This window comes from Maribacter polysiphoniae (assembly GCF_003148665.1).
Taxonomy (GTDB): Bacteria; Bacteroidota; Bacteroidia; order Flavobacteriales; family Flavobacteriaceae; genus Maribacter_A; species Maribacter_A polysiphoniae.
This window is the reverse complement of the sequence record NZ_QGGQ01000002.1, coordinates 98,105-123,653: the sequence shown is the minus strand read 5'-3', so window position 1 is coordinate 123,653 and position 25,549 is coordinate 98,105. Positions and strand designations below refer to the sequence as shown.

General features: G+C 40.6%; 28 protein-coding genes. 10 read left to right on the top strand and 18 right to left on the bottom strand.

The features are described 5' to 3' along the window. Window positions 1-130: 130 nt before the first annotated feature. The 10 genes from LX92_RS04860 to LX92_RS04815 form a co-directional block, all read right to left on the bottom strand. On the bottom strand, window positions 131-2,695 hold the full coding sequence (locus tag LX92_RS04860; RefSeq protein ID WP_109649174.1) for an ATP-binding protein: 2,565 nt from the start codon (window positions 2,693-2,695) through the stop codon (window positions 131-133). A 155-nt stretch (window positions 2,696-2,850) separates the two neighbouring features. Continuing rightward, a complete protein-coding gene (locus tag LX92_RS04855; RefSeq protein ID WP_109649173.1) occupies window positions 2,851-3,297 on the bottom strand; it encodes a response regulator in 447 nt (148 codons plus the stop codon). A gap of 15 nt (window positions 3,298-3,312) precedes the next feature. Further along, window positions 3,313-3,873 carry a helix-turn-helix domain-containing protein gene (locus LX92_RS04850; protein WP_109649172.1) on the bottom strand — a complete coding sequence of 187 codons (561 nt, stop codon included), beginning with the start codon at window positions 3,871-3,873 and terminating at the stop codon, window positions 3,313-3,315. 241 nt (window positions 3,874-4,114) lie between these two features. Then, window positions 4,115-4,303 (bottom strand): hypothetical protein, encoded by a 189-nt coding sequence (locus tag LX92_RS04845; RefSeq protein ID WP_109649171.1) that lies wholly within the window; start codon window positions 4,301-4,303, stop codon window positions 4,115-4,117. Between the two features lie 68 nt (window positions 4,304-4,371). After that, window positions 4,372-4,533, bottom strand: a complete 162-nt coding sequence (locus LX92_RS04840; RefSeq protein ID WP_109649170.1) for a DUF1328 family protein — start codon at window positions 4,531-4,533, stop codon at window positions 4,372-4,374. Window positions 4,534-4,827: 294 nt separating this feature from the next. Then, a complete protein-coding gene (locus LX92_RS04835) occupies window positions 4,828-5,277 on the bottom strand; it encodes a ferritin-like domain-containing protein (RefSeq protein ID WP_109649639.1) in 450 nt (149 codons plus the stop codon). Between the two features lie 128 nt (window positions 5,278-5,405). Continuing rightward, window positions 5,406-6,281, bottom strand: a complete 876-nt coding sequence (locus LX92_RS04830) for a mechanosensitive ion channel family protein (RefSeq protein WP_109649169.1) — start codon at window positions 6,279-6,281, stop codon at window positions 5,406-5,408. Window positions 6,282-6,374: 93 nt separating this feature from the next. Beyond that, a complete protein-coding gene (locus tag LX92_RS04825) occupies window positions 6,375-6,581 on the bottom strand; it encodes a DUF6327 family protein (protein ID WP_109649168.1) in 207 nt (68 codons plus the stop codon). Then, window positions 6,581-6,928: a hypothetical protein gene (locus LX92_RS04820; RefSeq protein WP_109649167.1), complete on the bottom strand. Its 348-nt coding sequence runs from the start codon at window positions 6,926-6,928 to the stop codon at window positions 6,581-6,583. Before LX92_RS04820 ends, LX92_RS04825 begins: the two co-directional genes overlap by 1 nt. Next, window positions 6,928-7,260: a YtxH domain-containing protein gene (locus LX92_RS04815; RefSeq protein ID WP_109649166.1), complete on the bottom strand. Its 333-nt coding sequence runs from the start codon at window positions 7,258-7,260 to the stop codon at window positions 6,928-6,930. The genes LX92_RS04820 and LX92_RS04815 overlap by 1 nt, the downstream gene beginning before the upstream one ends. 242 nt (window positions 7,261-7,502) lie before the next feature. Here LX92_RS04815 and LX92_RS04810 point away from each other — a divergent pair, with 242 nt between their 5' ends. From LX92_RS04810 to LX92_RS04785, 6 genes are all read left to right on the top strand, one after another. Beyond that, entirely contained in the window at window positions 7,503-8,375 is an 873-nt protein-coding gene (locus LX92_RS04810; RefSeq protein WP_146197799.1) for a hypothetical protein, read from the top strand. A gap of 116 nt (window positions 8,376-8,491) precedes the next feature. Next, entirely contained in the window at window positions 8,492-9,508 is a 1,017-nt protein-coding gene (locus LX92_RS04805; protein ID WP_109649164.1) for a S66 peptidase family protein, read from the top strand. Window positions 9,509-9,727: 219 nt separating this feature from the next. Next, window positions 9,728-10,213 (top strand): hypothetical protein, encoded by a 486-nt coding sequence (locus tag LX92_RS04800; protein WP_109649163.1) that lies wholly within the window; start codon window positions 9,728-9,730, stop codon window positions 10,211-10,213. A gap of 201 nt (window positions 10,214-10,414) precedes the next feature. Further along, window positions 10,415-11,245 carry a PIG-L deacetylase family protein gene (locus LX92_RS04795; RefSeq protein ID WP_109649162.1) on the top strand — a complete coding sequence of 277 codons (831 nt, stop codon included), beginning with the start codon at window positions 10,415-10,417 and terminating at the stop codon, window positions 11,243-11,245. 209 nt (window positions 11,246-11,454) lie between these two features. After that, on the top strand, window positions 11,455-12,645 hold the full coding sequence (locus LX92_RS04790; RefSeq protein ID WP_109649161.1) for a TlpA family protein disulfide reductase: 1,191 nt from the start codon (window positions 11,455-11,457) through the stop codon (window positions 12,643-12,645). 174 nt (window positions 12,646-12,819) lie between these two features. Further along, on the top strand, window positions 12,820-14,178 hold the full coding sequence (locus LX92_RS04785; RefSeq protein WP_109649160.1) for a DEAD/DEAH box helicase: 1,359 nt from the start codon (window positions 12,820-12,822) through the stop codon (window positions 14,176-14,178). Between the two features lie 163 nt (window positions 14,179-14,341). On the opposite strand, the gene LX92_RS04780 is transcribed toward LX92_RS04785, so the two are convergent. The 4 genes from LX92_RS04780 to LX92_RS04765 all read right to left on the bottom strand — a co-directional run bounded on the left by LX92_RS04780 (window position 14,342) and on the right by LX92_RS04765 (window position 17,552). Further along, window positions 14,342-15,067 carry a LytR/AlgR family response regulator transcription factor gene (locus LX92_RS04780; RefSeq protein ID WP_109649159.1) on the bottom strand — a complete coding sequence of 242 codons (726 nt, stop codon included), beginning with the start codon at window positions 15,065-15,067 and terminating at the stop codon, window positions 14,342-14,344. Between the two features lie 3 nt (window positions 15,068-15,070). Further along, window positions 15,071-16,105: a sensor histidine kinase gene (locus tag LX92_RS04775; protein ID WP_109649158.1), complete on the bottom strand. Its 1,035-nt coding sequence runs from the start codon at window positions 16,103-16,105 to the stop codon at window positions 15,071-15,073. Next, window positions 16,102-16,455: a DUF4907 domain-containing protein gene (locus LX92_RS04770; protein ID WP_109649157.1), complete on the bottom strand. Its 354-nt coding sequence runs from the start codon at window positions 16,453-16,455 to the stop codon at window positions 16,102-16,104. Before LX92_RS04770 ends, LX92_RS04775 begins: the two co-directional genes overlap by 4 nt. A gap of 98 nt (window positions 16,456-16,553) precedes the next feature. After that, entirely contained in the window at window positions 16,554-17,552 is a 999-nt protein-coding gene (locus LX92_RS04765) for a Kelch repeat-containing protein (RefSeq protein WP_317047052.1), read from the bottom strand. A gap of 245 nt (window positions 17,553-17,797) precedes the next feature. On the opposite strand from LX92_RS04765, the gene LX92_RS04760 reads away from it, so the two are divergent. The 4 genes from LX92_RS04760 (at window position 17,798) to LX92_RS04745 (ending at window position 21,753) form a co-directional block, all read left to right on the top strand. Next, a complete protein-coding gene (locus tag LX92_RS04760; protein WP_109649155.1) occupies window positions 17,798-19,093 on the top strand; it encodes a DUF4270 family protein in 1,296 nt (431 codons plus the stop codon). After that, complete coding sequence (locus tag LX92_RS04755) at window positions 19,077-20,333, top strand: OmpP1/FadL family transporter (protein WP_109649154.1); 1,257 nt, start codon at window positions 19,077-19,079, stop codon at window positions 20,331-20,333. Before LX92_RS04760 ends, LX92_RS04755 begins: the two co-directional genes overlap by 17 nt. Before the next feature lie 123 nt (window positions 20,334-20,456). Next, window positions 20,457-21,026 (top strand): DUF6515 family protein, encoded by a 570-nt coding sequence (locus LX92_RS04750; protein ID WP_146197798.1) that lies wholly within the window; start codon window positions 20,457-20,459, stop codon window positions 21,024-21,026. A gap of 184 nt (window positions 21,027-21,210) precedes the next feature. After that, window positions 21,211-21,753: a fused DSP-PTPase phosphatase/NAD kinase-like protein gene (locus tag LX92_RS04745; protein ID WP_109649152.1), complete on the top strand. Its 543-nt coding sequence runs from the start codon at window positions 21,211-21,213 to the stop codon at window positions 21,751-21,753. A 36-nt stretch (window positions 21,754-21,789) separates the two neighbouring features. On the opposite strand, the gene LX92_RS04740 is transcribed toward LX92_RS04745, so the two are convergent. From LX92_RS04740 to LX92_RS04725, 4 genes are read right to left on the bottom strand one after another with little or no spacing between them, the layout of a single operon-like run. Beyond that, a complete protein-coding gene (locus LX92_RS04740) occupies window positions 21,790-22,521 on the bottom strand; it encodes a LytR/AlgR family response regulator transcription factor (protein WP_211315833.1) in 732 nt (243 codons plus the stop codon). Window positions 22,522-22,526: 5 nt separating this feature from the next. After that, window positions 22,527-23,567 carry a sensor histidine kinase gene (locus LX92_RS04735; protein ID WP_109649151.1) on the bottom strand — a complete coding sequence of 347 codons (1,041 nt, stop codon included), beginning with the start codon at window positions 23,565-23,567 and terminating at the stop codon, window positions 22,527-22,529. Window positions 23,568-23,578: 11 nt separating this feature from the next. Then, the gene (locus LX92_RS04730; RefSeq protein ID WP_109649150.1) at window positions 23,579-24,799 is read right to left on the bottom strand and encodes an ABC transporter permease; all 1,221 of its coding nucleotides are present in this window, start codon (window positions 24,797-24,799) and stop codon (window positions 23,579-23,581) included. Window positions 24,800-24,801: 2 nt separating this feature from the next. Further along, window positions 24,802-25,545, bottom strand: coding sequence for an ABC transporter ATP-binding protein (locus LX92_RS04725; RefSeq protein ID WP_109649149.1), 744 nt, complete (start codon window positions 25,543-25,545; stop codon window positions 24,802-24,804). Window positions 25,546-25,549: the final 4 nt, after the last annotated feature.

Below are 25,549 nucleotides of genomic sequence, written 5' to 3'. Positions count from 1 at the left end.
ATGGCCGAGTTCTACCCTTTATTGCATCGATGTGCAGTGTATGATTGTCAGGATGGGACGATACGTAACGGCTAAAACCCTATAAGGTGTCATTTAAGAATAGGATACTGTCGTGAAGTGAAACAGTATCTTATACAGGTAGGTAAACACAGAAAGTCGATCCTTTGCCTTTTTCACTCTCTGCAATGATATAGCCATCGTGGTTCTCCGCTATTTTTTTACAAATGGCCAAACCGATTCCGGTACCCGAGTATTCATCCCTTTGGTGTAGGCGTTCAAAAAGTCCGAAGATCTTTTGGGCATGGGCATTATCAAAACCGATACCGTTATCGATTACCGATAGGCGGTAGTAATACTCTTTTTTCTTGTCAAAATCCCCAGGTACTTTATTCCGTGGTAATTTTTTACAATCGATGACTATTCTCGCAGGTTCGGTCAAACTACGGTATTTAATGGCATTGGAAACCAAATTGCCCAATAATTGATCTATTTGAAAGGGAATCGCATTTATCTTTGGTAGTTTGTCCACTGTGATTTCTACTCCCATTTCCGCGATACGCTCTTCCAAATCATCCAAGACCTTGGTGACAATTTCATGGAGCGAGACCTTACTGAAATCATCTTTCTTTTTGTTTAAACGCGAATAGGCCAATAAGTATTTAATGAGTGTCTGCATGCGGTTTGCGGCACTACTGACTTTTTCGAAATATACTTTCCCCTTTTCGGATAGACGATCCTGTTCTGCTTCGGAAATCCTTGAGACGAATAATTGTATTTTCCGCATGGGTTCTTGAAGGTCATGGCTCGCAACACGATTGAAAGATCTAAGTTCGGCATTGGAACGTTCCAAGGCTTCATTCTTCACCCTTAACTCTTGATCGGCCAATACACTTTCTGTAATATCCTGAACGACGCCAAGGGAAACCGGTCTACCCATCCTTTCCGTAGTTCTTCCGTTTAAGAAGAGATGCTTAACCTGGCCATCCTTTGCTATAATTCTGTAAGAATGTACATTGGACGACCCTTTGGCGGTAGTCTCTTCACCCAACCGATCATAAAGTTCAAGGTCATCGGGGTGAACGAATTTTCGATACATTTCAAAAGTGATTTCAAATGAATTGGGCTCGTGTCCAAGAATACGGTAAAAATTATCGGATATCGAAGCATCACCCGTGTCGAGATACCATACATAACTTCCAATATCGGCGACCCCTTCAGCATCCTTGAAAATGGAGTTCTGCACCGATAACTGATCATTCAACACCTGTAGGCGTTCAGATTTCAATTTTTCTTCGGTAATATCCCGGGTTGTGACGGTAACCCCATCATTCAATTTTATTGCCGTGGCCTGGAACCATCTCTTGTTTCCATTTTTTTCAAAATGGGTCTCATAATCCACCTGTTGCCTTTCCTCAATACAACTTACCAACTTTTCAAAAACACCGCTGGTAAAAATGCTGGGATATAATTTAGAGGCCCTTTGATGTTTTACCTCTTCCGGAATATCCCCTGTAATGTTGTTTATGGCATCATTGACAAATAGAAGTTCAAAATCAACGATGGTCCCTTCGTCATTTCGAATGGATTTGAGGTGAATGACCACATTGGAGATGCTCTTTAGGATATTGCCCAAAAAGGCACGGTTGTCGAGTAATTCCAGATTTCGTTTTTCGAGGAGCTCCTTGGATTTGGATAGGCTGTCCAAAGCAATGCGTTCCGAAGTCGTGTCGCGGGAGGTAATCAATATACCCTTGTCCAATTTGGTGGTGGTAGTATCGTACCAAAACCGCTTTTCGCCAAAATCGTACTGCTTTTCAAAATTTTGATTTTGATTTTCCTCAATGCACTTCACGAAATGTTCAAAAACACCATTTTCAAAATGCTGGGGAAAGGCTTTCGATAGTAACCTACCTTCCCTGGGCGGCTTCGATTTTTCCAGAACATCGTGAATGTTCTTATGGTGATACGCCATATTGAAGTCTATGATCTTACCGGAAGCATCATGTACCGGTTCAAAGTAGCTAATGACATTTTTAGAGGTCTCCAAGATGCTTTCCAAAAACTTTTGGGTCCTTTTCGTCTCTTTGCGTTCATTGTTTAAGCGCCAAAACGCAATGAGAAAAACACAAAGGGCGAAGATGCCCAACAAAAGCGTCATCAAGGGTGTTAGGAATACGTTTGAATGATGTGCCTCCTTGTACTTTTTTAAAAGCGATGCTACTTCGTTCAGCATGTTGAACTTAATGGTTTGCAAAGCCTTCATTGTTGTGTTAAGCGTTTCAATAGCCGTATTTTCTACGTAAGGATCGTTCTGGGTATCGACAATGCGGGGAAGGATGCCATACAGCTCTTCTTGTAATACCCGTACTTTCTGAAGATTTTGTTGGTGATTGCGATTGTCTGCAGTCAGTTGTACCAAACCGTCAAAGGTGTCCGCTATACTATCTTTTTGGGCCTCAAAATCCCTGTGTATGGTTGCGGTTTTAAGAAGGTTCGTTTCGTAGACCTCAGATTGCAACCAAGTGTATTGTGAGAATAACCTATGTATTTCGGTCTCTACACGGAGGGTATGGGCCACCATTTCCGAAGATTCCCCCAACGCTTTGATTTGACGATAGGAAGTGCTGCCGATAAACATAAGTATGGCTACGGCCGCAATAAGGAGAACGATAAATACCTTCGATGATTTACCCAAAATCTTGATGTGTTTTTAGAGATACAAAGCTAGTATGGCTAAAGTACGGAATGTAAAGTGCTTCTGCCAGATTTCAAATTGTCTTAAAGCAATCGGGTCAAAGAATTAATCTTTAGGGTTAAAAATAGCAGTAAATTTTGTGTTGAGATGTAAAATTATAGTCGAAGTAGAAAATTATCCCTATTCAAAGCAGAGGTATGGTACTGCCAATTTAAGCGCAATGCCTTTTCCACGGCTTTCTTCAATGCTCCAAAACTATTGGGTTTGTTAATATAAATGTTGGCTCCATTTACAAAAGTCTCCTCAATGTCCTGCTCCGAGGACGAGGTGGAGTAAATCGCCACACACAGGTGCAAAAGGGATTCGTTTTGCCTTATTTCCCTTAAACATTGCATCCCATTCTTAATGGGCATGTTCAGGTCCAAAAAAATAATCTCGGGGAGTATTGCTTGGGGTTGGGTAAGGTAATCCATCAACTGTTTTCCATCGGAAAAAAGTGATAGTTTGGTTTTTATTTCAATTTCGCCGATAGCCTCCTCGAAAAGCATCCTGTCATCGGCATCATCGTCAGCTAGCGCTATATTCATAATGCTCAACGCCATATACCCTTGTATTGATTATGGTGTAATTCCTTTTTCTTTTCGTTTTTTGATTATTCGTTGAAAGGATGAAGGTGTTAAACCGGTTGTTTTCTTGAACTGTGCGGACAGATGGGCTACACTACTGTAATTTAACCTGTGCGCAATTTCGGTCAAGGTAAGATTTTTATCCATAATCAAATGCTTAACGGCATCAATTTTTTTAAGGATGATGAAATTCTCTATGGAGGAATGGGTCACTTCCGAAAAAATGGAGGATAAATGGGGGTACGAATAGTTCAATGTGTCTGATAAATAGGTAGATACATTGTATTTTTTGGCTTTGTCACTGTCATTTACAAGCTCGGTAATTGCATCTTTTATACGTTGCACGAGAACATTTTGGGGGTTGTCCAATATTTCAATACCGTACTTACCGAATGCTTGGCACAGTTGGTCCCGTTGGGTATGGGTAAGTTTGTTTTTGAACTTTATTTCCCCTAGGGACTGTAAAGTGTATTCCAAGCCTAAGTTGTCCAATTGTTCCTGTAAAATAGCCTTACAGATGAAATTATAATCAAATTTGATGTTCAGCGTCATAACGTCAAGATACTAAATTATCCAAAAGGCCATTTTTTTGGTCTTCAAATAGTGGATTGTTTTTGATGATAGGACAAATATGGGATTTTTACTTGGATGATGTTGGTAAGGATCACACATTACGGGAGGGTGATCCATTGATGAAAATTCGAAGTCCAAGGGGATATAGGGTTGTTGTATAAAACAAGCGGGTTATTTCCTATAATGGAATAACCCGCTGTACCGTGTCACTACTGATTTTTTAATTATCGTCTGTGGCATCGTCGATCTCATCCTCGACTTCCTCAACACCTTCTTCAATGCCATCTCCAATATCCTCAACGCCTTCCTCTACTTTTTCTTTGGCCGATTTATCTTCCCTACAACTTGTCAGGGTAGCAAATGAAACTGTGAAAAATGCAAATAATAAATATATAGGTAATTTCTTCATAATAAATGGTATTAAGTTCGCTTATTGGTTACATCATTAACCTTGAACCAATATAAAGGTTGTTCTGTTTATACTTTTTTTCTTCCTGTAATCAATGAGATGATAAACAAGATGATAAAAACGAAAAATAAGATCTTGGCAATACTGGCAGCGCCGGCTGCGATTCCACCAAATCCGAATACTGCGGCAATGATAGCCAATATGATAAAAGTAACTGTCCAACGTAACATATTAAGTGATTTAAAGGTTAAAAGGGTGTTGATGCCTTATCAACTTCCTTGGTACAAAGATGATGAGATTCAGGAATAACCGTTGACGCAATCGGTTTGATTATTAACGCTTTATGTTTTTACCCCCTTTTTTTTTGCCCTGATTAGGGACTTCTATGTTGATCGTCATCCTAAAAAAAGGGAATCGTGAAAGGAATGATAAGATGCATCACCCCCATCCGTATGACTTTCCAGGTTTACTGTAACAAAAAAAGATGCCCTAAGGCATCCTTTTTTCTTCTATGGGATTACGACTTACGATAGATTCTCAAGCGTCTTTATCGTACTTAGGTCATAAGCGATACGATTCATTTGATCTTTGAGCATTATAGCAGTGCTCGGGGGTAACTGCGTATCATTCAAAAGTTCCTTATACTCCGCTACGGCGGATTTCTCACCTCGGATCGATTCTTCCAACATGGCCTCTGCCTTGTCGGCAGCGAACAGTGCTTTGGTGTCCATCCAGGTGCGGTGTACTTTTCCCGTAAGGCTTCCTTCCGTTTCGGGGTTTTGGCCAAATTGTTTGATTTCTGTTTTTATGGCCTGCTTAAAGTCGGTACGTTCTTTACTCCTTCTTTCGAAATAAGGTTTAAGCAAAGGATGCTCTGTATTTTCCGCAGCTTTTTTATAGCCTTTTTCGGCATCGTAGGTTTTTTCCAATAGGTCATTTAATTTTTCTCCAATAGTTTCTGTGTATGTACTCATTTTGTTATTGTTTAAATTATCAAGGTATTTTTTAGGATGGTTCCTTTTTAACATCCATAGGGTAATCTTGGCCATGGTTATGTTGCTGTTAAAGCCCCATAGTCATGGCATTGTTGAAATTCAACGGACTAGTTCCGGGCGATCTCGATCGACTTGGGGAAATCCAATGTTCGTATCGGGAAAGGTATATTGATGTCGTTGGCATCAAAGGCTTTTTTTATGGCGATAATGGCATTGGTCTTGGCCTTTAGGACTTCGAGTCCGGATGTGGAATTGATCCAGAACCGGGTTTGAAAGTTGATGGAACTGTCACCGAATGCCGTATAGAGGAAAATGACCTCTTTACTTGTTTCCACCGCTTTGAAATTTTCCACAATGGTTTGTATGACCAATTTCCGGACAAATTCGAGGTCAGAGGAGTAGGCTACCCCACAATCAAGGATTACCCGTGACTGTGCTGTTGATGAAAAGTTCTTAATCGGGTTTTCCAATACCAATTTATTGGGAATATAGACCAGATTGTTGTCAATTTCCTTGATGGTCACCGAACGGAGGTCAATATCCACAATTTCGCCTGAGTAGTTGTTGCTTTGGATCCAATCCCCGAATTTCAAGTGTTTTATATAGGATAAGACGATACCGGAATAGGTGTTTGCCAAAGCACCTTGTAGCGCTAGTCCAACCGCTAACCCGGCAACCCCGGCACCGGTAAGGATGGTGTTCAAGGTCTTGCTCAAATCCAGAATGCCCAAAATTAAAAACAGTCCCATCAAAATGACGAATACCGAAACCAACCTTGAGATTACCTGCCGCATTGACGGTTGCAATTTGCTTTTGCCCAATAATTTAAGGGATAATTTACTGATGTATTTTGATAGGATAATGGCTAGAATGAATACCATGATCGCGATAATGATATTCGGCAGACTAATGATCAATTGGTCTACCCAACCTTCAATACGGTCGATCATTTTATTCCAGGCTTCACCTATTCTTAAATTCATGGGTTGTATATGTTTATTTTAATATGTTGGATTTTAAAAGTAGGATGACGTCATCCTATATTCATGGGTATTCGGGTAAAAGGCAATCGATAATCAGCGCAACATCTTTTTTAGGAGTATTAGGGCACCGTATTTCTTAACCCCTTTAAGGAGCGTCGCAATCCAATTGATCGGTCGCAGGTCTTCTTTGATCTGATGCTTGGTCAACTTTAACTCTTCCATCTGGATCTTTCGCTCAAGATTCAAAGTTTGGAGTTCCAATTTTATTTCCTTTAGGGAGTTGTAGGGTCTTCTGTCCATTAGTCAAAAAAGTTTTCTGATAGTTTATGGATTATCAATTTTTCAATTCGATTCCTAACCAAGTAGATTATACCGATAAGGCCAAAGAACAATACGGAAACGAAAAGGTATCCTATGGATGCATTATCGAAATAATCACCGATCGCTGAAGCGCCTGCAATCGCTAAGAAGATGAGGCCCAAGATGCAAAGACCAAAATAGAGGGCCAATTTGCATCCCGTAACCGAAAGAAGCGCCAGTTGTTGAAATACTTTTAGTTCGTAGTATTTTTTTGTGGTCTTTAAGTAGGCCTCTCCTTTATCCACGGCGGCAGTACTGGTGTTGTCCAATGCTTCGATAATACCCATTACGATGTTTTCTGTAATTTCTTATTCTTTGATTTCAGGTCGGCCAATTTTTTTTCCAAGGTGGTAATGACATCCTCGGTCTTATGGCTTACGTCTGAGACGATGCTTTCCAATTGATGGTCCAAGGTCTCACGTTTGGAGGCCACTGTAGTGGCTGCCTTATCCCTTAAATCCATGGTGGATTCTGCGATGGAATCTCGGGTAGCTTCCGCTTGTTCCGCTATTCTTTTTCGTGTTGCCGAGCCTTTGTCGGGAGCAAAAAGAATTCCTAATGCGGCTCCTATTGCTGTTCCGGCCAAGACGCCCAATAATGTATTTCCATTGTCGTTCATATGATAATTTTTAAAGGTTAATACTCGATTTCTTACTACAAATATCCCCCGATATGCTGGTTTCGATTGACGCAATACAACAAATTGTTGCCGTGGAAAATTGGGGCTTGCCTAAAACTGGAAACGAAACGGGATGTTTTTTATGGGGTTTCCAGTACTGAAAATTTTAAGAATGGATTACGTCTAAAAGAGAATTATAGTAACTTGTAGCTACATATAATTGTAGTTAAACATTTAGAAATTTGAGTTCTGCCGGACATATTTTAGACATGATTAAGCGTTTAGGACAAAACAGGTCTTTACGCGCATCTAAACGGCGAAAATTTAAAGGAGATAATAGAGAGACTATCTATAGCGGAACTGACAAGCAAAATAAAGCGATATTTAATGAGTTTCCAAAAGAACAAGTTGAGCAAGTTGTCAATCAAATAAAACAAGATTCAAAAGTAAAACGTAGAAAGGAATTAACTTTCTTAATTTCCATCATTAGTCTTACAGGTATCTTAATGATTTATTTGATCATATCTTCAACGGATTATTCAAAAAAGCCACAAGTTAAAGATATTGTCTTAAGTCCACCAAAAATATGGAGTGGCAAACAGTCCGATCCACTCAAAGTGCCGTTTTCAAATTATTTTTATTCTCCATTTACAGTGAATATGGAATTTGAAGTTCAGATAGACAAAAGTTATACCATGTATGATAATGACATGGTGGTTGACAATACAATAAATATCCTTTTTTTTGATAACGAGTGTAATTTTATTGGAAAACTTCTTCCAAAAAATGGATATATTTCATGGATGTTCGTCGGGCCAACTAAAGAGGGTTTAGGTCCAAAAAAAATTCTCTATTCTTTATCAGAAATGGACACTAACAATGATGGATTTATCAATGAAAATGATCGTCGTAATTTGTATATCTCAGAACTGAACGGTAAGGATTTAACAAGAATAACGGAACTAGAATTTAGTTCCATTCAATGGGTAGGTGAAGGGAATGAAATTCAAGTGAAATTCAACCACGCAAAAGAAAATAATGATAGTCTGTATGGTATCTTTAACACGGAAACAAAGGAAATAAAATTAACTAATACCCCATTTCAATCGGAATAGAACGTAGCCCTTCAAAACCTCTTATAAAAACCTTAGTCCAGTTCATTATGGTAAATCCATATTTTTTTGTTTACTTGAATCATTTTTTAGGTTAATCGGAATCAAAATCAATCCTCATGAAAAGAAGACCCTTTATCAAAACCATGGCAATGGGAACTACGGCCATTTTTACCACTTCCAATCTGAATGCCAATGCAACAAGTACAGGTAAAAAAGAGAAAACGATCAAACCTAAAGGACTTACTAAAGGTGATACCGTAACCTTAATTGCCCCAGGAGGTCCGGTGAATGATCAGAAAATAGAATTGTCAGTAAAGAATCTTGAGGACTTAGGGCTTAAAGTCAAGCTGTCCAAAAACGTAAGGGCCAAAAGAGGCTATATGGCCGGGACCGATAAACAAAGATTGGAAGATTTACATGCGGCCTTTGCCGATACAACGACAAAGGCCATTTGGTGTGTTCGGGGAGGTGATGGTTGCAATAGATTGTTACCCCTTATCGATTATGATTTGGTTAAGGAAAACCCGAAAATATTGATCGGTTTCAGCGATATTACCGCCCTGATAAACGCCATATACCGTAAAACCGGATTGGTTGGTCTTCATGGTCCTATCGGTGCCTGGGATTTTACCGACTTCAATAAAGAACATGTCAATGCGATTGTATTCGATGGAGGAGCGGGCCATAGCATTGATGGTACCGATAAAACGATAACCCTTGCCGAAGGGAAAGCAACCGGAAAATTAATCGGCGGTAACCTTAGTTTGTTGGCTGCCTTAGCCGGAACAGGGTACGATAACGACTTTAAGGACAAATTGGTTTTTATAGAGGATGTTGGCGAAAAACCGAGGAAGGTCGATAGAATGCTGACCCAACTTCGGCAAGCAAATAACCTTAAAAAGGCGAGTGGGATCATTTTGGGTGAATTTGCCGATTGTAATCCAGGGGAAGGCGATGTTTCACTGAGTTTGATAGAGACCTTAAAAGATCGGTTGTTAGACTTGAACATTCCTATTTTATATGATTTTCCATTTGGGCATGACAAGAATTTATGCACATTTCCTATGGGTGTCGAAGTAGAACTCGATGCCTCCAAGAAACGGGTGACGTTGAAAGAAAACGCTACCCTGTAATACTTCCCATACGATTTCGGGCGTAGTTCCCCAACCTTTGATAACCTTTCGCTGTTTTGTTAAACTCCATCGATTGTAAAGGTGTAAAGGGAATAAATGGTTATATTTAAGTACTTGAGCTTTTTTGCGGCATGCAAAATAAAGTGCATTCTTCCCCCATATGGTTGATAGGTTAGCATTGTCCATAATACACCATACCTTAAATTTAAATAACACATTATGAAAAATTTGATTTTTGTGATTACGTTGGTTTTAATCAGTAATGCGTATGCCCAGAATGGATTGGAAAACACAAATGTCTTTCTACGGGTATATGATTTGGAAGGTAAAAAGATAAGTAAGGGGAAAGTACTTTCGATTTTGGATACCTCACTCCAATTGGTTAGGAATGGGCAACCCATGGAAATTCCGGTTCGTAGTATCGGCTCCGTTAAAACGAAACATTCAGGTGGGAACAATGTGCTTATAGGCGCAGTAGTCGGTGCTGGGACAATGGCGGTTGTCGGCGTGGCCACTGCCGATCCAGATGCTTGGATATTGGCATATAATGCGGGTGAGGGTGCTGCGGCAGGAGCTCTTTTAGGAGGAACGTTAGGGGCGATGGTTGGCGGAATTACTATCCTTTTTAAAAATACCAATTCTTATGAAATAAACGGTGATACCGCAAAATGGAAAGCCTTTACGGAAATGATAGTCAATAATTGATTTTTGAATTACCCGTTGTACAGCACTTCGTATGACATTCTTTACTTCTGATTTTCCTTAGGAAAAACCCTTGTTCCGGAACACTATTTTCAACTTTATGTGTTAACTTGGTCTTTGCGTAAAAACCAACCACGAATACGTTCGGATTCCTATTGAACCTAAGATCATTAGGAAAATTGAACGCAAACAAAAATCGATAAATTGAAAATTCCTTTATTAATTCTTAGTGTGATTCTTGTGTTGTTTTCCTGCAAGGAGCAAAACGGCACAAAACAGGAGAGCGGGTTGGCAAGTAATAAGGATAAGTCCTTAATGGTTATATTCGCCCATTCGGATGACGAGATCGTTATTTCCCCCATTCTTTCAAAATATGCCAACGAAGGTGTAGATATCCACTCGGTTATTGTAACTGACGGTTCTAAGGGAGTAACCCCACATGCCAATATCCCTGCCGGGGATGCATTGGCTAAAGTACGATCGGAAGAGGCATTGTGCGTAACAAAAACCTTGGGCATTGCTCCCCCGATTTTTTTGGATTATATCGATGGGGATTTAGCCTTAAAGGAAAACATCTACACGTTGGATGACAAAATCGATAGCTTGTTTGCAAAATACCAGCCCGATGTTGTAATTACCTTTGGACCCGGAGGGCAATATGGACATCCGGACCATCGTATTGTCAGTAATATCGTTACCGAAGTTTTTCAGCGGGAAGCATCCGAGTCCTTGCAACAACTCCTTTATTATGGCTTTCCCAATGAGGCTGTGGACAAGGGGCTACATTTGAAAAAGGATTTGGTTAAGTGGATGAATGATAATCTGAAAACTACCCAAAAGGGATTTCTTACCTATAGAATTCCTTTTGATGCGCAAAATTTGAAATTGGGAAAGGAAGCATCAAGTTGTCATGAATCCCAATACACCCCAGAAGACATCGATGATTTATTCGCTATCATGGGGCAAACAGACGGATTGATCTATTTTAGGCCTTGGAATGGGTCCAGTGCCATCAAAGACAATATTTTTGATTGATAAAAAGGGGGCATTTGGCGAATCGTTCTAAATTAGGGATTGGTTGGTTAAGTGGTAGCTGTCCCATAGTTCAGGATATTGATTTTTCTGATGATGGAAAATAGATGGTATGTCCAAGTCCCATGTCCTTAAATTTCAGGAATTTGTTAATTTTAATACCGAAAGGGGAGTTGTAACCTTATACCTTTGTGGGCTTTAATCGGACAACAATGAGAACCAACCCAATAAAAAATAGTTTTGGCCTTTTCGTAATGGCCTTTTCTTTGATGGCTTGTAATTCCCCGTCGGATATATCTGGGAAATTGGAGGGCGTGGCAAAAGGGGGTACAAAGCTTTACCTTATTCAACCCAATAACCTGCGGGAGGTCGCTGCTTCCTATTTTGGAAAAGTCATAGATTCCGCTGTGGTAAGTCCAGATGGTGGTTTTGGGTTTGTCAACATACCGAAATTTGAAGAGCCCGTGTTGTTGGAAATAGCAGTGCATCAACCCGGGAAGTTTCCAAATTATTTAAATACCGATGATCCAATCAGGTCAAACTATATGCCTATACTATGGCAATCGGGAGAACCTCTTAAAGTCACGGCCAACATAGATGCATTCCAAAAAAGTTTTACAATCGAAAATCCTTCAGAAATCAATAGGGCTTTGTTAGAGCTAAGGGATGTAAACCTGAAGGCTTATCAAACTTATCTGGAAGGAAAGCAATGGCATGTGGAAGATGGCAAGCAATTGATGGATAAGGAACATGCGGTCTTACAATACCAGACCGAGTTGATAAAGTTTGCGGATAGTATGCGGCATCTTGTTCCTGCTCTCGTGGCGTTACGATGGGTAAGTCCACAGGATGATTATGAACGGGTACCGGAATTTTTGGTTGGCCAATGTGAAAAATGGAAAAAAGAACAACCCGAACACCCATGGGTAGAACAGCTTTGTAAACAGAGTGAACCCTCTAATTTACCGGTTTTGGTAGGGGATGTATTTCCAGATCTACAGTTGCCCATGATCACCAAGGATACTCTTTCGCTTAAAGACCAATTGGGACATAAACTTACGATTATTGACTTGTGGGCATCCTGGTGTGCCCCTTGCCGATTGGAAAACCGGGAGGTTTTAGTCCCTATTTGGGATGAATACCATGACCAAGGGTTGCAGATTGTTGCATACGGATTGGAAAGCAACGAATCCGGATGGAAACTTGCTGTAGCGCGTGATGGGGCAGACCGATGGTTGCAGGCATCCGATTTACAAGGGGATGATACCCCAATCCTAAAAAAAATACGCGTACATACCATTCCCGCGAATTTTATTCTTGATGGCAAGGGAGTGGTTATCGCTAAAAATGTTCATGGGGAAGCTTTACAGGATTGGGTGAAGCATTATATGGATAAGTTTTAGTCCGGTTGTTCAATAGGGTCCGGAATTTTAACATAGGGGTTTGATGGCGATAGCCTTGAAAATGTTTTGGATGATTCTTGCCATATTTCAATGGTATTGCCGCTAAAATGGGAATTTTACGTTTAATTGGTGTAAATGCACCCACGATACGATTTTTCTTGATTACTTTACACAATGGACAATTTCGAAGATTATAAAATCAAAAAGCAATTAAAAAAGGCCTTGGCCGATTTAGGGTTTGAGGTGCCAACTCCCATTCAGGAGGCGTCTTATAGCACTATTTTGGGTGGCTCCGATTTTGTGGGAATCGCACAAACCGGAACCGGGAAAACAATTGCTTACCTACTGCCGATCTTACAGGATTTGAAGTTTTCAGACCAACCACACCCAAGGGTGTTGATTTTGGCACCTACCAGGGAGCTGGTGATTCAAATAGTGGAAGAAATAGAGAAATTATCGACCTATCTGAGTATTCGGGTAGTGGGGGTTTATGGTGGTAGCAATAACATAAACCGTCAAAAAAGGGCTATTGCCGAAGGACAGGATATCGTTGTCGGTACTCCCAGAAGATTGTATGACCTTGCCCTTTCCAATGTCTTGCGACTAAAATCAATTAAAAAACTTGTGATTGATGAAGTTGATATTATGTTGGATTTTGGCTATAAAACACAGTTAAAGAACATCTTTGAATACCTGCCAACAAAACGTCAGAACATCCTTTTCTCCGCTACGATGACGACCTATGTTGATGAATTGATGAATGACTTTCTGGTTAACCCTGTCAAGAAAACCCTCGCTGTCAGTGGTACGCCCTTGGAGACTATTAGTCAGGAAGCCTATGCTGTCCCTAATTTTTATACCAAGGCGAACTTGCTAAACCATTTATTGGAAGATAAGGAGGAATACAGTAAAGTACTGATTTTCGTAGCGAGTAAAGTAACTGCCGACAGGCTATTTGATGTATTGGATTTTGAATCGGAAGTTTCTGTGATCCATGCAAGCAAGGAACAAAACCACCGTACCAAATCCATAGGGAAATTCGAAAACGGAACGAGTAGGATTCTAATTGCGACCGATGTAATTGCCCGTGGGATCGATATAGAAAAAATCAGTACCGTAATCAGTTTTGATACGCCATTTTATCCTGAAAATTATATCCACAGAATTGGAAGGACCGGAAGGGCAGGGGAACAAGGGAGGTCTATCCTCTTTTATAGTGAAAAGGAGGAAGTTTTAAAGGATGCGATTGAAAGTTTGATGAATTATAAAATACCATTCCTTGAATTGCCTAAGGAAGTGGAGGTAAGTACCCGGCTCACTCCTGAGGAAGAAATAAAACCAATAGACCCACAAGAAGAGACCGATACGGATTCCGGTATAAAAAGAGGGGCTTCCTTCCATGCGAAATCGGCCAAGAACAGTAAAGAAAAAGGGGGGGTAAAAAGCTATGAGAGAAAATTAAAAAGGAAGTACAAAAAACCACAGAAACGCGGGGACAAGATCCAAAATAAAAAAAGAAAGAATAAGCGGTAAGGTTTTAAGTAGGAAATCCATTCCGGTAAGGGAAGCATTCTTAAACCTCTTTACGTACCTATGGTGTAAATTGATGGGGTAATTTCAAAAAGGGCAAGTATTTTCTTGAATACGACATTTGATTTGAACCCCTATATATCAAACCTATGGGTACCGTAACTTTTTAGATACCCAAACTAGAAAAGAACTGCACCTTATGGCTATCGCCAATAGGTATGCGGATATCGTCGATTACGATACGGTTCCGCTGTACGGTGCGGATAAAATTCACGTTGACCACAAAACTTTTATGCACGCGTAAGAACTGGTTTGGGGGGAGTTTGTCCAACAACTCCTTAAAACTCAAAAGTGTCAAAATGGTCTTGTTGGAGTCCACAATATGTATTTTCAGATAATCCTTAAGGCCTTGAATGTATTGAATGTCATCTAGGTTGATTTTTACACTCTCGTGTTCTGATTTTACGAAAATGAATTTTTGGTTCTCATTCGTTTCACCATTAGAGGGGAAAACATTGGCCGAGATAGGTTGTTCCTTAAGGGCCATTAGTTCTTTCACCCTGGATATGGCCTTTATAAAACGATGGTACGGAATAGGTTTGACAAGATAGTCGACAGCGTTCAACTCAAACCCTTCAACAGCATACTGGGAATACGCCGTGGTAAAAATGAACAGGGGGCGGTTTTCCAAAGCGCTAATAAATTCCAATCCGCTTATTTGGGGCATTTCAATATCGCAGAAAATCAGATCTACTTTTTTCTCTTTGATCACCGTAATGGCATCCAAGGGATTGGTATAACTGCCTACTTCCTCTATAAAACCTAATTTTTTACAATAGCCCGACAATACTTCTATGGCCAAGGGTTCGTCATCAATGATTATACAGTTCATGGTTTAAAGGTTTATTGTTAGATCGACTTCGTAGGTTTTCCCATCGTCATTTATTCGTAATTCATGTGAATTCGGGTAGAGGTACTTAAGTCTGTTCTTTACATTCTCTAGACCCAGGCCACTGCTTTTCGCTTTGGCCTTAAGGTTACCGATACTGTTCACCACATTAAAATGTATAGACGATTCCTGGATCAAAAAGTTTATTTTCACCATGGTTTTTCCATTGTAATCGGTACCGTATTTAAAGGCATTTTCGATAAAGGAGATAAAGAGGAGCGGCGGTATGTTCTTATTGTTGTCGTCTCCAGAAATTTTTAAGTGCACATTTTCACTATTCGCCAGTCGCAACCGTTGTAGGGCCACATAACTTTTAATGTACTCGATTTCCTTGCAAAGCGGGACATGGTTCTTATCGGCCTCGTAGAGCATATACCGCATCAATTCCGATAGGTTTATGATGGCTTCCGAGGTATCGTTGGATTTTTTTACGGATAAGGAGTATATGGTGTTCAGGCTATTGAAAAGAAAATGGGGGTTTAATTGGGCCTTTAAAAACTGAAGCTCCGATTGTACCTTTTCCTTCTCAATGGATTTTCGAAGATTTTCGTTTTTTTGCCATCCCATATAGACCCGAAGCATGGTCGAGAATAAAAAGGGAACACCAAAACTAATGAGGGGCATCATCGGAAACCGAAAGGCAAGCAAGTCTTTCCGAGGGGGGGTCATATGGCGCATTGGGTTCGTAAAATCCTTTGGTTCAAATGGAGGGAATAAGGCGTGCATGACATAAGTGATAAGTCCCAAGAGTAGTATTGAAACTGCGATATAGAGCATTTTTCTGCTGTTGAGCAAAAGTCGGGGTACCAGCAAAAAGTAATTGAAATAGAACAGCAGTATTGCCGTTGGTATTTTTATTAATGTGGAATTGGGGATGGTGCGCGATAGTGCAAGATAGGGGTATAGAATGAGAGCGAAAAGCGCACACCATATAAAGACATGCACCAATACCTGTGGTATGTTTTTCTTTTGAAGAATCATTCAATATCTTGTTTTGCTTCGGGAATATGAACCTTTAATCGTTCAAGATCCGCGATAGATAACCTAGGGTCTTCACCTTTCAATAATTTATCAATGACCAGGTCTGCTGTTTTTTCCGCATCCTCGGGGGAGGTAAAGGGGTGGCTCCCTTGAATTGCCGGAACACTTCCCTGCTGGATCAACAACTTTTTTTGATGTAAGATACGATATCCAAATCCTTTGCCCACAACAAAAATCTCTGAATGTATAGGCAGTTTTGGTTCTGATTGGTTTCCAAAGTAAAGGGTACCCCCCAGTAGTAACACGCCAAGCCCTACAAAAATCAATATGTTTTTTAATGTGGATTTCATCTTTTCTATATTTAGGAAATGGGGCGGTACTTACTCAAAATACCGCCCCATTACTCAACTAACTCAAACAATCACTCAATCAACTAAATATTTTTATACTAGTCTTCATCGTCGTATTCATCAAAGGGGAAAAACTCATAGAGGTCATCCAAATACAGGCTACTGGTTCGACCAAGGCCAACAACAGCGCGGGAGCCGTTAGAGAAGGCAATGGGGTCTTGTCGTGACGTACCCTCGAAACTGGTCCTATCGTCCCAAGTGTCATCAGTTGGGTCGTATTGCCAAACGGAGGTCAAGGTGCCACCTGAGGTGCCGCATGCAATATAGCCGTAACCGTTCATTGTGAATCCGACAGCATTACTTCGTGCAATACTATAATCATCCTCTTCGTCTAGGTCCAATTTGGCAGACCATGTTTCAGTAGTGGAATCAAAGACCCAAAAATCATCAACATAAATTCCGTTCGATACCCCTGTACCGAGATAAACATCACTGCCTATGGTGAACGTGGTGGCAGACCTTCTCTTGTCCCCTCCAAAACCGACCATTTCCGACCATGTATCGGTACTGGGGTCGTACTTCCAAAAATCCTTACGGTCATTGTCACCATCATAACCAGTACCGAAATAACCATACCCATTAATACCGAAGGCTACAGCACTTCGTCTCGGGGTTGAAGGGAACGTTGCGATTTCCGTCCATGTATTGGAACTTGGGTTATAGGCATAAAAATCGGCAAGTTCGTCAAGTCCGTCATATCCCGAACCAATATATCCCGTTCCATCGATTTGGAACCCTACGGCCGCATTTCTGGCACTACCTGGGAAATCGGCTTTTTGGGACCAATAGTCCCCCTCGATATCATAGGACCAAAAAGAGCTTAGATAATCATCGCCATCATAACCGGTACCCATATAACCGATGTTGCCAATGGTAAATCCGGAAATTCCACTTCGGGCGCTGCCGTCAAATACAGATCTGTCAATCCAGTTGCCCTCGTAATCATCGTCATCGTCATTGGAACAACTGGATAGCGTACAGATCATAACAACCATGAAGGCTATTTGTTTAAAATCGTAATGTAGTTCTTTCATCATTTCTTTTTATTTTGACTTTAGCTTCGGTTAAAATTTTATTCAAAACTAAAGCACGACTCCAAGCCTTGAAACTGAAATAGATGAAGTTGCCTATTTAACATATGAAACCTGCAATTTCATCTACCAACTTAATCTTGTTTTTAATAGTCAAAATACAGGGTTTGGTCTTCTAACTATGGCGGTTTGTCTATTGTGGTTTTTGCCTAGGGGCATAGCTTTTACATTTACGGTCAAATCAAATTTTTATGAAGAGCGTCCTAGGTTTATTATGTTGTCTTGTGCTGTGTGTATCCTGCAGTACCGATAATTTGAACGATTCCGATTTTGAGGCAGGTGTGACATTTACCGATAGTAATATCCGTGTGCTACAATTAGACACCCTGACCATCAAGTTGTCAACCATGAAGTTCGACAGCATTGTTACCTCCCAAGGGTCGCGAATGTTGATCGGGGAATACAGTGATCCCATCTTTGGGCATGTGAAAAGTTCAAGTTTTGTGGAAATGCTCCCATCGAGCTATACGATAGATACCGATGCGGAATACGATAGTATCGTCTTTATTCTTAGATATGATAATTACTACTACAACGATACCCTGGCGCAGAACACCATCCATATAAAGGAATTGAATGAAAAATTAAGTCCCGAGGATGACTCCGATTTTTATAATTCGAGTAGCATAGGTTTCGATGAAGAGGATTTAGGGACCTTAACCTATACGCCAAGACCCTTGGGAACCGATTCCCTCCAAGTAAGGTTAAGTGATGCTTTCGGTTTGGACCTGTTCGAGAACCTTCAGGATAAAAAACTAACCAATTATGATGAGTTTGTCAATCGCTTTAATGGACTAACCTTAAGGCCCGATGAGCATGATAATGGTACGGTACTCGGATTTTCGTTGGCGTCGGATATGCGTCTTTATTACAGTATAGATGGGGAAACCGAATCCGTGCAATATTATACCGATTTCACGATTAACACCAGTACTTCCCCCATCCCTTTTTTCAATCAAATAGCTGCTGATGGGGGAAGTGCTTACCTGCAAGGATTCACGGATAATGAGGTGATCCTTGAAAGTGGGGATGCCGATAACCAAAGTTTTATCCAATCGGGAATAGGAATTACGACTAGGATTGAATTTCCCTATTTAAAATCAGTGAAGGATATACAGGGAGAGGGTACGTTGCTCGATGCGACCCTGCGAATAAGACCCAAAGAAGCTTCATATAACGATAATTTGATCCTGAAGGATACCCTTGCGGTCTATTTGGTGGACCAAAATAATGATCTATCGGAACAGACCTCCATGCAGGCCATCTTAAATAGGGACAATCAGGAATTCAATGACATCTATTATGAGATACCCATAAGTAGTTATTTGGAAGGGCTATTGGAAACGGATATGGATAATACCGATGCCTTGATCTTGCTTCCCTACAACTACAATTCAACGGTTGACCGCTTTGTCCTGGATGTGGATTCTGACAACGAAGGCACCCAATTAGAACTAATATATGCCATTTATGATGAAAATGAATAAAGCCCTTTTTTTTACGATTGTTGTCACGTTTTTGGCATTGGATTCCATTACCGCCCAATCGGAAGGGTTAACGAGCTCTCCGTATTCCATGTATGGTTTGGGTGTTATCAACCAAACCAGTTTGGGCTTTACCAATGGCCTGGGCTATTCGGGGATAGGGATTAAGACCGATACCGAAATCAATAATTTGAACGCTGCAAATTTTGCGTTGATACCCCAGAATTCGTTTTTTTATGATATCGGTTTAAAGGGGGAGTTCAATCAATACAGCAACCAATCCGATAATGAGTCGAAAAGTACCTTGAACTTTTCAAATTTAGCCGTAGCATTCCGTATTACGGAAGGATTGGGAGCTGGCATTACCATGGTGCCATACAGTGATGTGGGCTATACCTTGGTAGGAATAAAAACCAACATCGAAGGTTCAACGGAAACCTTTGAAAGTAATGTCTCTGGGGTAGGTGGTCTAAGCGACCTTAAATTTAACCTGGGCTATGCCGTTACCGATAAGTTGCGCTTTGGGGCCAATGCCTCCTTCTTGTTCGGTAGTATAGAGGAGGAAGAGACCTTTCAGATAAGTACGAGTGCATTGAGTTCCACCGAAAAAACAAATTACTCCGGGCTTCGCTTGGGGCTTGGGATGCAATTCGATGTATCGGACAAAATCACATTGGGTAGTACGGTTCAGTTCCCAACAAGCCTGGAAGGTAACCTAAAGCGTTCGGTAACCAAGTATTTGAATGGTTCCGAGATAACCGTTGAGGATGATGCGAGTGATCCTGTAGACGATTTTGATATGCCGCTGGAACTGGGGATCGGGTTTAGTGCCAAATTTTTGGAATCCCTGACCTTAAGTGGTGATTATAAAAAGAATTATTGGAGTGAAACCGGACAGACCGAAAATCTGGGGTCCTATGTAGATCAGGATATTTATGCCATGGGTTTGGAATACGTAAAGAATCCCACGAGCTATAAATACGGTCAGCGCATACATTACCGTGCAGGGTATAATTACGACAATGGCTACCTCTCCATAAACGGTATGAAAGTAGACGGTTACAATATTACGGCCGGTATAGGTTTGCCTATCGGTCAGGGTCTTAGGTCCATGTTGAACATTTCGTACAGTTATGGCTCCAAAGGACAGATCCAAAATATATTGGTTAAGGAAAACTATCATTTGCTCACCCTTAATTTGAGTCTGGAAGATCTATGGTTCCAAAAACGAAAAATCAATTGATGGTTTCTTTCAAAGGGAATCCATAGCATTAAAAAACTGTTAAAAACCGGAATCTATTTAAACCAATTTCGAAAAGAGGGGTCAAAAAAACAAAACATTGAAATCATTTTAAAATCCATTAGTATGAGAAAAGTAATTATAATGATGTTTGGATTTTTGCTGACAACGGCTTTTGTAAACGAGGTAAATGCCCAGAAAAGAAGCAAAAGGGTGGTGACTACTGTAACCACCAAAAAAATCGTAAGGGTGCCAAAGACGAAAGTGGTCTATAAAAGGCCCAAGACCAAAGTGGTTGCGGTTCGGACAATACCGAATAAAAGGACGATCGTTTCGACAAGGGGGGATAAGTACTATTTTTCCAACAATAGGTATTATAGGGATTACAATGGTAGATATATACCCGTTGCCCCAAGGGTTGGCTTGCGAATAGGAACCCTTCCCCGAGGTTTTAGAACCGTGGTTTTTGCAGGGAGGAGCTATTTTTATTTCGATGGAATCTTTTATTCCCCGGTTAAGAATGAATATGAAGTGGTGTATCCCGAGGTGGGAACCATAATCTATGAACTGCCCGAAAACTATGAAAAGGTAGAGTATGATGGGGATTTACTTTATGAAGCCAATGGTGTATTGTATGAAAAAGTACAAGTAGATGGTACCCGGGCTTATGAAGTTGTAGGAATCGTGGAGGAATAGAAGTACCGAAAGTATTTGGCAAAAAATGAATGGCAGGGCAGGGGTAAGGATGGTCAATTCCTTATGGCTGCCCTGTTTTTTTATGGTTGGGTGTTGAATTGTATATGTTGGTTCATTACTATTTCATTAGCATTGTCATTGTTTATCTTTGACACGGTATAAGCCAAGATTAAAAAAATAAGGAATGTATAAAAGGTGGTTGGTCTTTGTATTCTTGTGTGTCGGTATGGCATCTTCTGCGCAGCAGAATGATGTCCAAAAGATTGATTCCAGGAATTTTAAAAATCTTTATCGTTTAAACGATTCTTTGTACAGGTCGGAACAGCCAAGTAAAAAGGGGTTTGAATATCTTGAATCCTTGGATGTTAAAACCGTACTTAATCTTAGAAGGTCTGATAAAAACGGTAGAAAGGCCGGTGGTACCTCCCTACACCTGGTGAATTTGCCTTTGAAAGCGGGTAAACTTACCGAGGATCAAATTGTTTTGGCTTTAAAGGCCATTCAGGTCGCCGAAAGCCCCGTTTTGGTCCATTGCTGGCATGGTTCGGATAGAACGGGTGCCATAATTGCCGCCTATAGGATAGTATTTGAAAATTGGACAAAGGAAAAGGCCATTGCAGAACTTAGAAATAAGTTTTTTGGGTATCACGAAAAAATGTACCCCAATGTCGTGACATTGTTGCAAAACCTCAATATAGGGCGTATCAAGAAAGATTTAGGGATGTAGTTTGTTCCCTTTTTAGATTTAAGGGCAAAAACAAATTCAATCCAGACTGTTTTTGGCAATGTAGGCCAGAAAATCCGGTTTATAATTCTCAGAGACGGTTATTCGTTGTTCCCCGATAATGATTTGACTGCGTTCAATAACATCAATCGCCTTAAGCGCTACGATAAAGGATCGGTGTATGCGCATGAATTTATCGGAGGGCAGTTCATCTTGTAGGCTTTTAAGGCTCATTAAGGTTAATATAGGCCTTGGTCGGTCCTTAAGCCAAATTTTGATGTAGTCTTTGAGTCCTTCAAAATAAAGAACATCATCCAAGTGTATCTTTAATTGTTTGTAATCGGACTTAACGAATAAAAACTTTTTTTCGCCGATAGTGGGTGTTTGCACTTTGGCCTTGAACAAGGAAAACCATTCTTTGGCTTTGGTGGCTGCCGTTAAAAATTCGGCATAATCAAAAGGTTTCAATAAATAATCCATTGCTTCAACCTTATAACCTTCCAGGGCATATTCTGAAAAGGCGGTGGTAAAGATCACACGTGTGCTTTTCGGAATCATTTTGGAAAGTCCTATTCCTGTGAGGTCCGGCATCTGTATATCAAGGAAAATCAAATCGACAGGTTCATTTTCCATAAAGGTCAAGGCCTCTATGGCACTATCGCATTTTTTCTTAAGATCCAGAAAAGGTGTCTTCAGCACATACCCTTCAATTAGTTGCAATGCCAAGGGTTCATCATCTACAACAATACAGCTAATTTGGATAGGCTTCATTTACATCAGATTTCTAAGGTTAGGATGGCCGTAAAGATACCATCTTCAACCTTATAATCGAAATGATGTTGATTGGGATATAATAGTTGTAAACGTTTTTTCAAATTTTCCAATCCAATTCCCGAACCACTCTTGTCACTATTGTTTTTTGGGGTATTGGGGTTGGTTGCCGTAAAGGTCAAATGGGTTTCCTTGAGTTCCAAATTGAAGGATAAATCTGAGGATGTACTCGCTGTAACCCCATGTTTAAAGGTGTTTTCTATTAAGGTGATAAAAAGTAGCGGCACTATTTTTATGTTGGGTACCACTTCCGGAAAGGAATAGGTAATTTTGATTTTGTCCGAAAACCGGAGTTTCATGAGTTCAATATATTGGGTCATGAAATCTATTTCTTTCTGCAAGGGTACTTTTTCGGTTTCCGTGTCATAGAGTAGGTAGCGCATCAATTTACCCAAGCTATGAATGGTTTTTTTGGCACTTTCAGGATGGTGGTCCACCATCGAGTATATGGTATTCAGGGCATTGAAAAAGAAATGGGGCTGTAATTGATATTTTAAATGTTGGATCTCGGATTGCAGCCTTACGTTCATGGTCTCTTTTTGCATAGCTTCCGTCTTCATCCACTTTTCCGTTGTCTTTAGGGCAATCGAAAATGCCAAGGGTACTATGGATCCTAAAAAATCGAGGTACCAGAAAATTGTTCTCGGTGGTCTCCTTGGAGGATTATCGCCAGGGATGATCAATTGGATAAGATAATCTTTCAGTTCGTGATTGCTCCATACTAAAACGGTGATCAATACGATATTGATAACAAAAAACAGTAGGGTTTTTTTGTTGAAAAAGAACCTATCGATGAAAATGAGGTAGTTGGAATAAAAAATGATGGCATAGGAAAAAAGAGGAACCCAAGTACTGATGAGCACTTTGGGAACCACCGGGGAATCCACGTTTTGACCTTGGGACAATAAATACGGCATACTGATCAGAATCAGCCACACCAGAACATGTAACAAGGGGAATATGATTTTTTTTCTGTTCAATACCATTTACTTATAATTTACTCATATCGCAAGGCTGTAATTGGATCCAATGCTGCTGCCTTTCTTGCAGGGTACCACCCAAAGAATATTCCTGTAATGGCACAAACGGCAAACGATATTATGATTGAATACAAGGCCACACTTGTAGGCCAATGTAAGAATTTCTCAATAAAAATTGTAGATCCAAGTCCTAAGATCACACCGAGTAGTCCACCGGTGATACTAATTAAAATGGCTTCAATTAAAAATTGCATCAATATATCGGAACCTTTTCCGCCGACGGCCATTCGCAGACCGATCTCCTTGGTACGTTCCTTTACTGACACATACATGATATTCATGATGCCAATACCCCCAATTAACAAAGATATTCCAGCTACGGCCACCAAAAGTATGGTTAACATTTCACTGGTGGAACTAAAGGTGGAAATTAATTCCTCCATGGAGCGCACATGAAAATCATCATCTTCGCCATCGGCCAGCTTATGTTGTGCACGTAAAATTTCGGTAACTTCGGTAACCGCATCCGGGGCATCTTCCTCGCTAATTGCCGATGCCAAGATTTGGTTTAAATAGTCTATGGCCAAAATACGTTTTTGAACGGTAGTAAAAGGTGCTATGACCACATCATCCTGGTCTTGGCCAAAGGTGTTTTCCCCTTTTTCTTCCAACACCCCGATAACTTTAAACGGAATACTGTTAAAACGGATCAGTTTACCAATAGGGTCTTCCCCATCCGGGAATATATTGTCAACAACCGTCTGACCTAACAGAACAACCTTTGAGGCTGACTGTACTTCGGCATCGGTAAACATACTTCCACTTTGAAGTCCGACCACTTTAATGTTCAGATATTCGGGGTTTACACCAAAAATGGTAGATGGCCAGTTATTGGAGCCGTTTATGACTTGGCCGCCCCCATTGACCAATGGCGTGCTATAACTCAATAATGTCGATTTGTTTTTTACGGCATTATAATCTTTTAGGGTAAGTGACTGCATTGCACTGGCTTCTTGTCTAACCCCCCCATGGGTGTCTTCCCCGGGCCTAACGGTGATCATGTTCGATCCCATGCTCGAAATAGTACTTCGAATACTTTCCTTGGAGCCTTCGCCAATGGCCAACATGGCAATTACGGCAGCCACACCGATAATGATGCCTAACATGGTCAATAGGGTTCTGACCTTGTTGAGAACAATGGCCTTAAAGGCGATTTTGAATAAGTTTAATAGTCTCATAATTAATGGTCTTCTACGGGTAATAGTGCTAATTCAGTAGCCGCTGATTGAATATCGCTATTCATATAGTCTTTAATGATGTTGCCATCTTTCAATACAACTGTTCTACTGCTGAATGTGGCAATGTCCGGTTCATGGGTCACAAAGGTGATGGTAATGCCTTTTTCATTCAATTCTTGGAATAAGGACATGATTTCGTAAGAGGTACGAGTGTCCAGGTTTCCTGTAGCTTCATCGGCCAGGATCATGACAGGGTTGTTCACCAAAGACCGTGCAATGGCCACCCTTTGTTGTTGGCCACCGGAAAGCTGTGAGGGTGTATGGTCCATACGATCAGCCAAACCAACCATCTCCAAGGCCTTAATAGCACGTTGCTTGCGTTCGTCGGTAGATACCTTACTGTTGTATAAAAGTGGTAATTCGACGTTTTCCAAGGCCGATGTCCGTGCCAGAAGGTTGTAGGATTGAAATATAAATCCGATTTTTTCATTGCGAATCGTTGCCAACTCATTCCTGCTTAGGTCTTTTACTTTGACACTATCGATTTCATAGGTTCCTGAAGTAGGTTGGTCCAAGCATCCCAAAATATTCAGCAAGGTACTTTTGCCTGAACCACTCGAACCCATAATGGTTACGAATTCGCCTTCGTTTATGGTAAACGAAATGCCTCTTAAGGCATGTACGATTTCGTTGCCCATCGTAAACTCGCGCTTTAAATCCTTTATTTTAATGATTTCCTTGTTCATGGCT

Bases quoted from the DNA above. Each gene is read 5' to 3' on its own strand.
- LX92_RS04755 (WP_109649154.1), top strand. From the start codon at position 19,077: ATGATGAAAATGAATAAAGCCCTTTTTTTTACGATTGTTGTCACGTTT.
- LX92_RS04775 (WP_109649158.1), bottom strand. From the start codon at position 16,105: ATGATTCTTCAAAAGAAAAACATACCACAGGTATTGGTGCATGTCTTT.
- LX92_RS04820 (WP_109649167.1), bottom strand. From the start codon at position 6,928: ATGGGTATTATCGAAGCATTGGACAACACCAGTACTGCCGCCGTGGAT.
- LX92_RS04830 (WP_109649169.1), bottom strand. From the start codon at position 6,281: ATGAATTTAAGAATAGGTGAAGCCTGGAATAAAATGATCGACCGTATT.
- LX92_RS04825 (WP_109649168.1), bottom strand. From the start codon at position 6,581: ATGGACAGAAGACCCTACAACTCCCTAAAGGAAATAAAATTGGAACTC.
- LX92_RS04740 (WP_211315833.1), bottom strand. From the start codon at position 22,521: ATGAAGCCTATCCAAATTAGCTGTATTGTTGTAGATGATGAACCCTTG.
- LX92_RS04725 (WP_109649149.1), bottom strand. From the start codon at position 25,545: ATGAACAAGGAAATCATTAAAATAAAGGATTTAAAGCGCGAGTTTACG.
- LX92_RS04770 (WP_109649157.1), bottom strand. From the start codon at position 16,455: ATGAAATCCACATTAAAAAACATATTGATTTTTGTAGGGCTTGGCGTG.
- LX92_RS04835 (WP_109649639.1), bottom strand. From the start codon at position 5,277: ATGAGTACATACACAGAAACTATTGGAGAAAAATTAAATGACCTATTG.
- LX92_RS04750 (WP_146197798.1), top strand. From the start codon at position 20,457: ATGAGAAAAGTAATTATAATGATGTTTGGATTTTTGCTGACAACGGCT.
- LX92_RS04805 (WP_109649164.1), top strand. From the start codon at position 8,492: ATGAAAAGAAGACCCTTTATCAAAACCATGGCAATGGGAACTACGGCC.
- LX92_RS04785 (WP_109649160.1), top strand. From the start codon at position 12,820: ATGGACAATTTCGAAGATTATAAAATCAAAAAGCAATTAAAAAAGGCC.
- LX92_RS04815 (WP_109649166.1), bottom strand. From the start codon at position 7,260: ATGAACGACAATGGAAATACATTATTGGGCGTCTTGGCCGGAACAGCA.
- LX92_RS04760 (WP_109649155.1), top strand. From the start codon at position 17,798: ATGAAGAGCGTCCTAGGTTTATTATGTTGTCTTGTGCTGTGTGTATCC.
- LX92_RS04745 (WP_109649152.1), top strand. From the start codon at position 21,211: ATGTATAAAAGGTGGTTGGTCTTTGTATTCTTGTGTGTCGGTATGGCA.
- LX92_RS04855 (WP_109649173.1), bottom strand. From the start codon at position 3,297: ATGGCGTTGAGCATTATGAATATAGCGCTAGCTGACGATGATGCCGAT.
- LX92_RS04780 (WP_109649159.1), bottom strand. From the start codon at position 15,067: ATGAACTGTATAATCATTGATGACGAACCCTTGGCCATAGAAGTATTG.
- LX92_RS04730 (WP_109649150.1), bottom strand. From the start codon at position 24,799: ATGAGACTATTAAACTTATTCAAAATCGCCTTTAAGGCCATTGTTCTC.
- LX92_RS04800 (WP_109649163.1), top strand. From the start codon at position 9,728: ATGAAAAATTTGATTTTTGTGATTACGTTGGTTTTAATCAGTAATGCG.
- LX92_RS04790 (WP_109649161.1), top strand. From the start codon at position 11,455: ATGAGAACCAACCCAATAAAAAATAGTTTTGGCCTTTTCGTAATGGCC.
- LX92_RS04735 (WP_109649151.1), bottom strand. From the start codon at position 23,567: ATGGTATTGAACAGAAAAAAAATCATATTCCCCTTGTTACATGTTCTG.
- LX92_RS04845 (WP_109649171.1), bottom strand. From the start codon at position 4,303: ATGAAGAAATTACCTATATATTTATTATTTGCATTTTTCACAGTTTCA.
- LX92_RS04765 (WP_317047052.1), bottom strand. From the start codon at position 17,552: ATGATGAAAGAACTACATTACGATTTTAAACAAATAGCCTTCATGGTT.
- LX92_RS04850 (WP_109649172.1), bottom strand. From the start codon at position 3,873: ATGACGCTGAACATCAAATTTGATTATAATTTCATCTGTAAGGCTATT.
- LX92_RS04840 (WP_109649170.1), bottom strand. From the start codon at position 4,533: ATGTTACGTTGGACAGTTACTTTTATCATATTGGCTATCATTGCCGCA.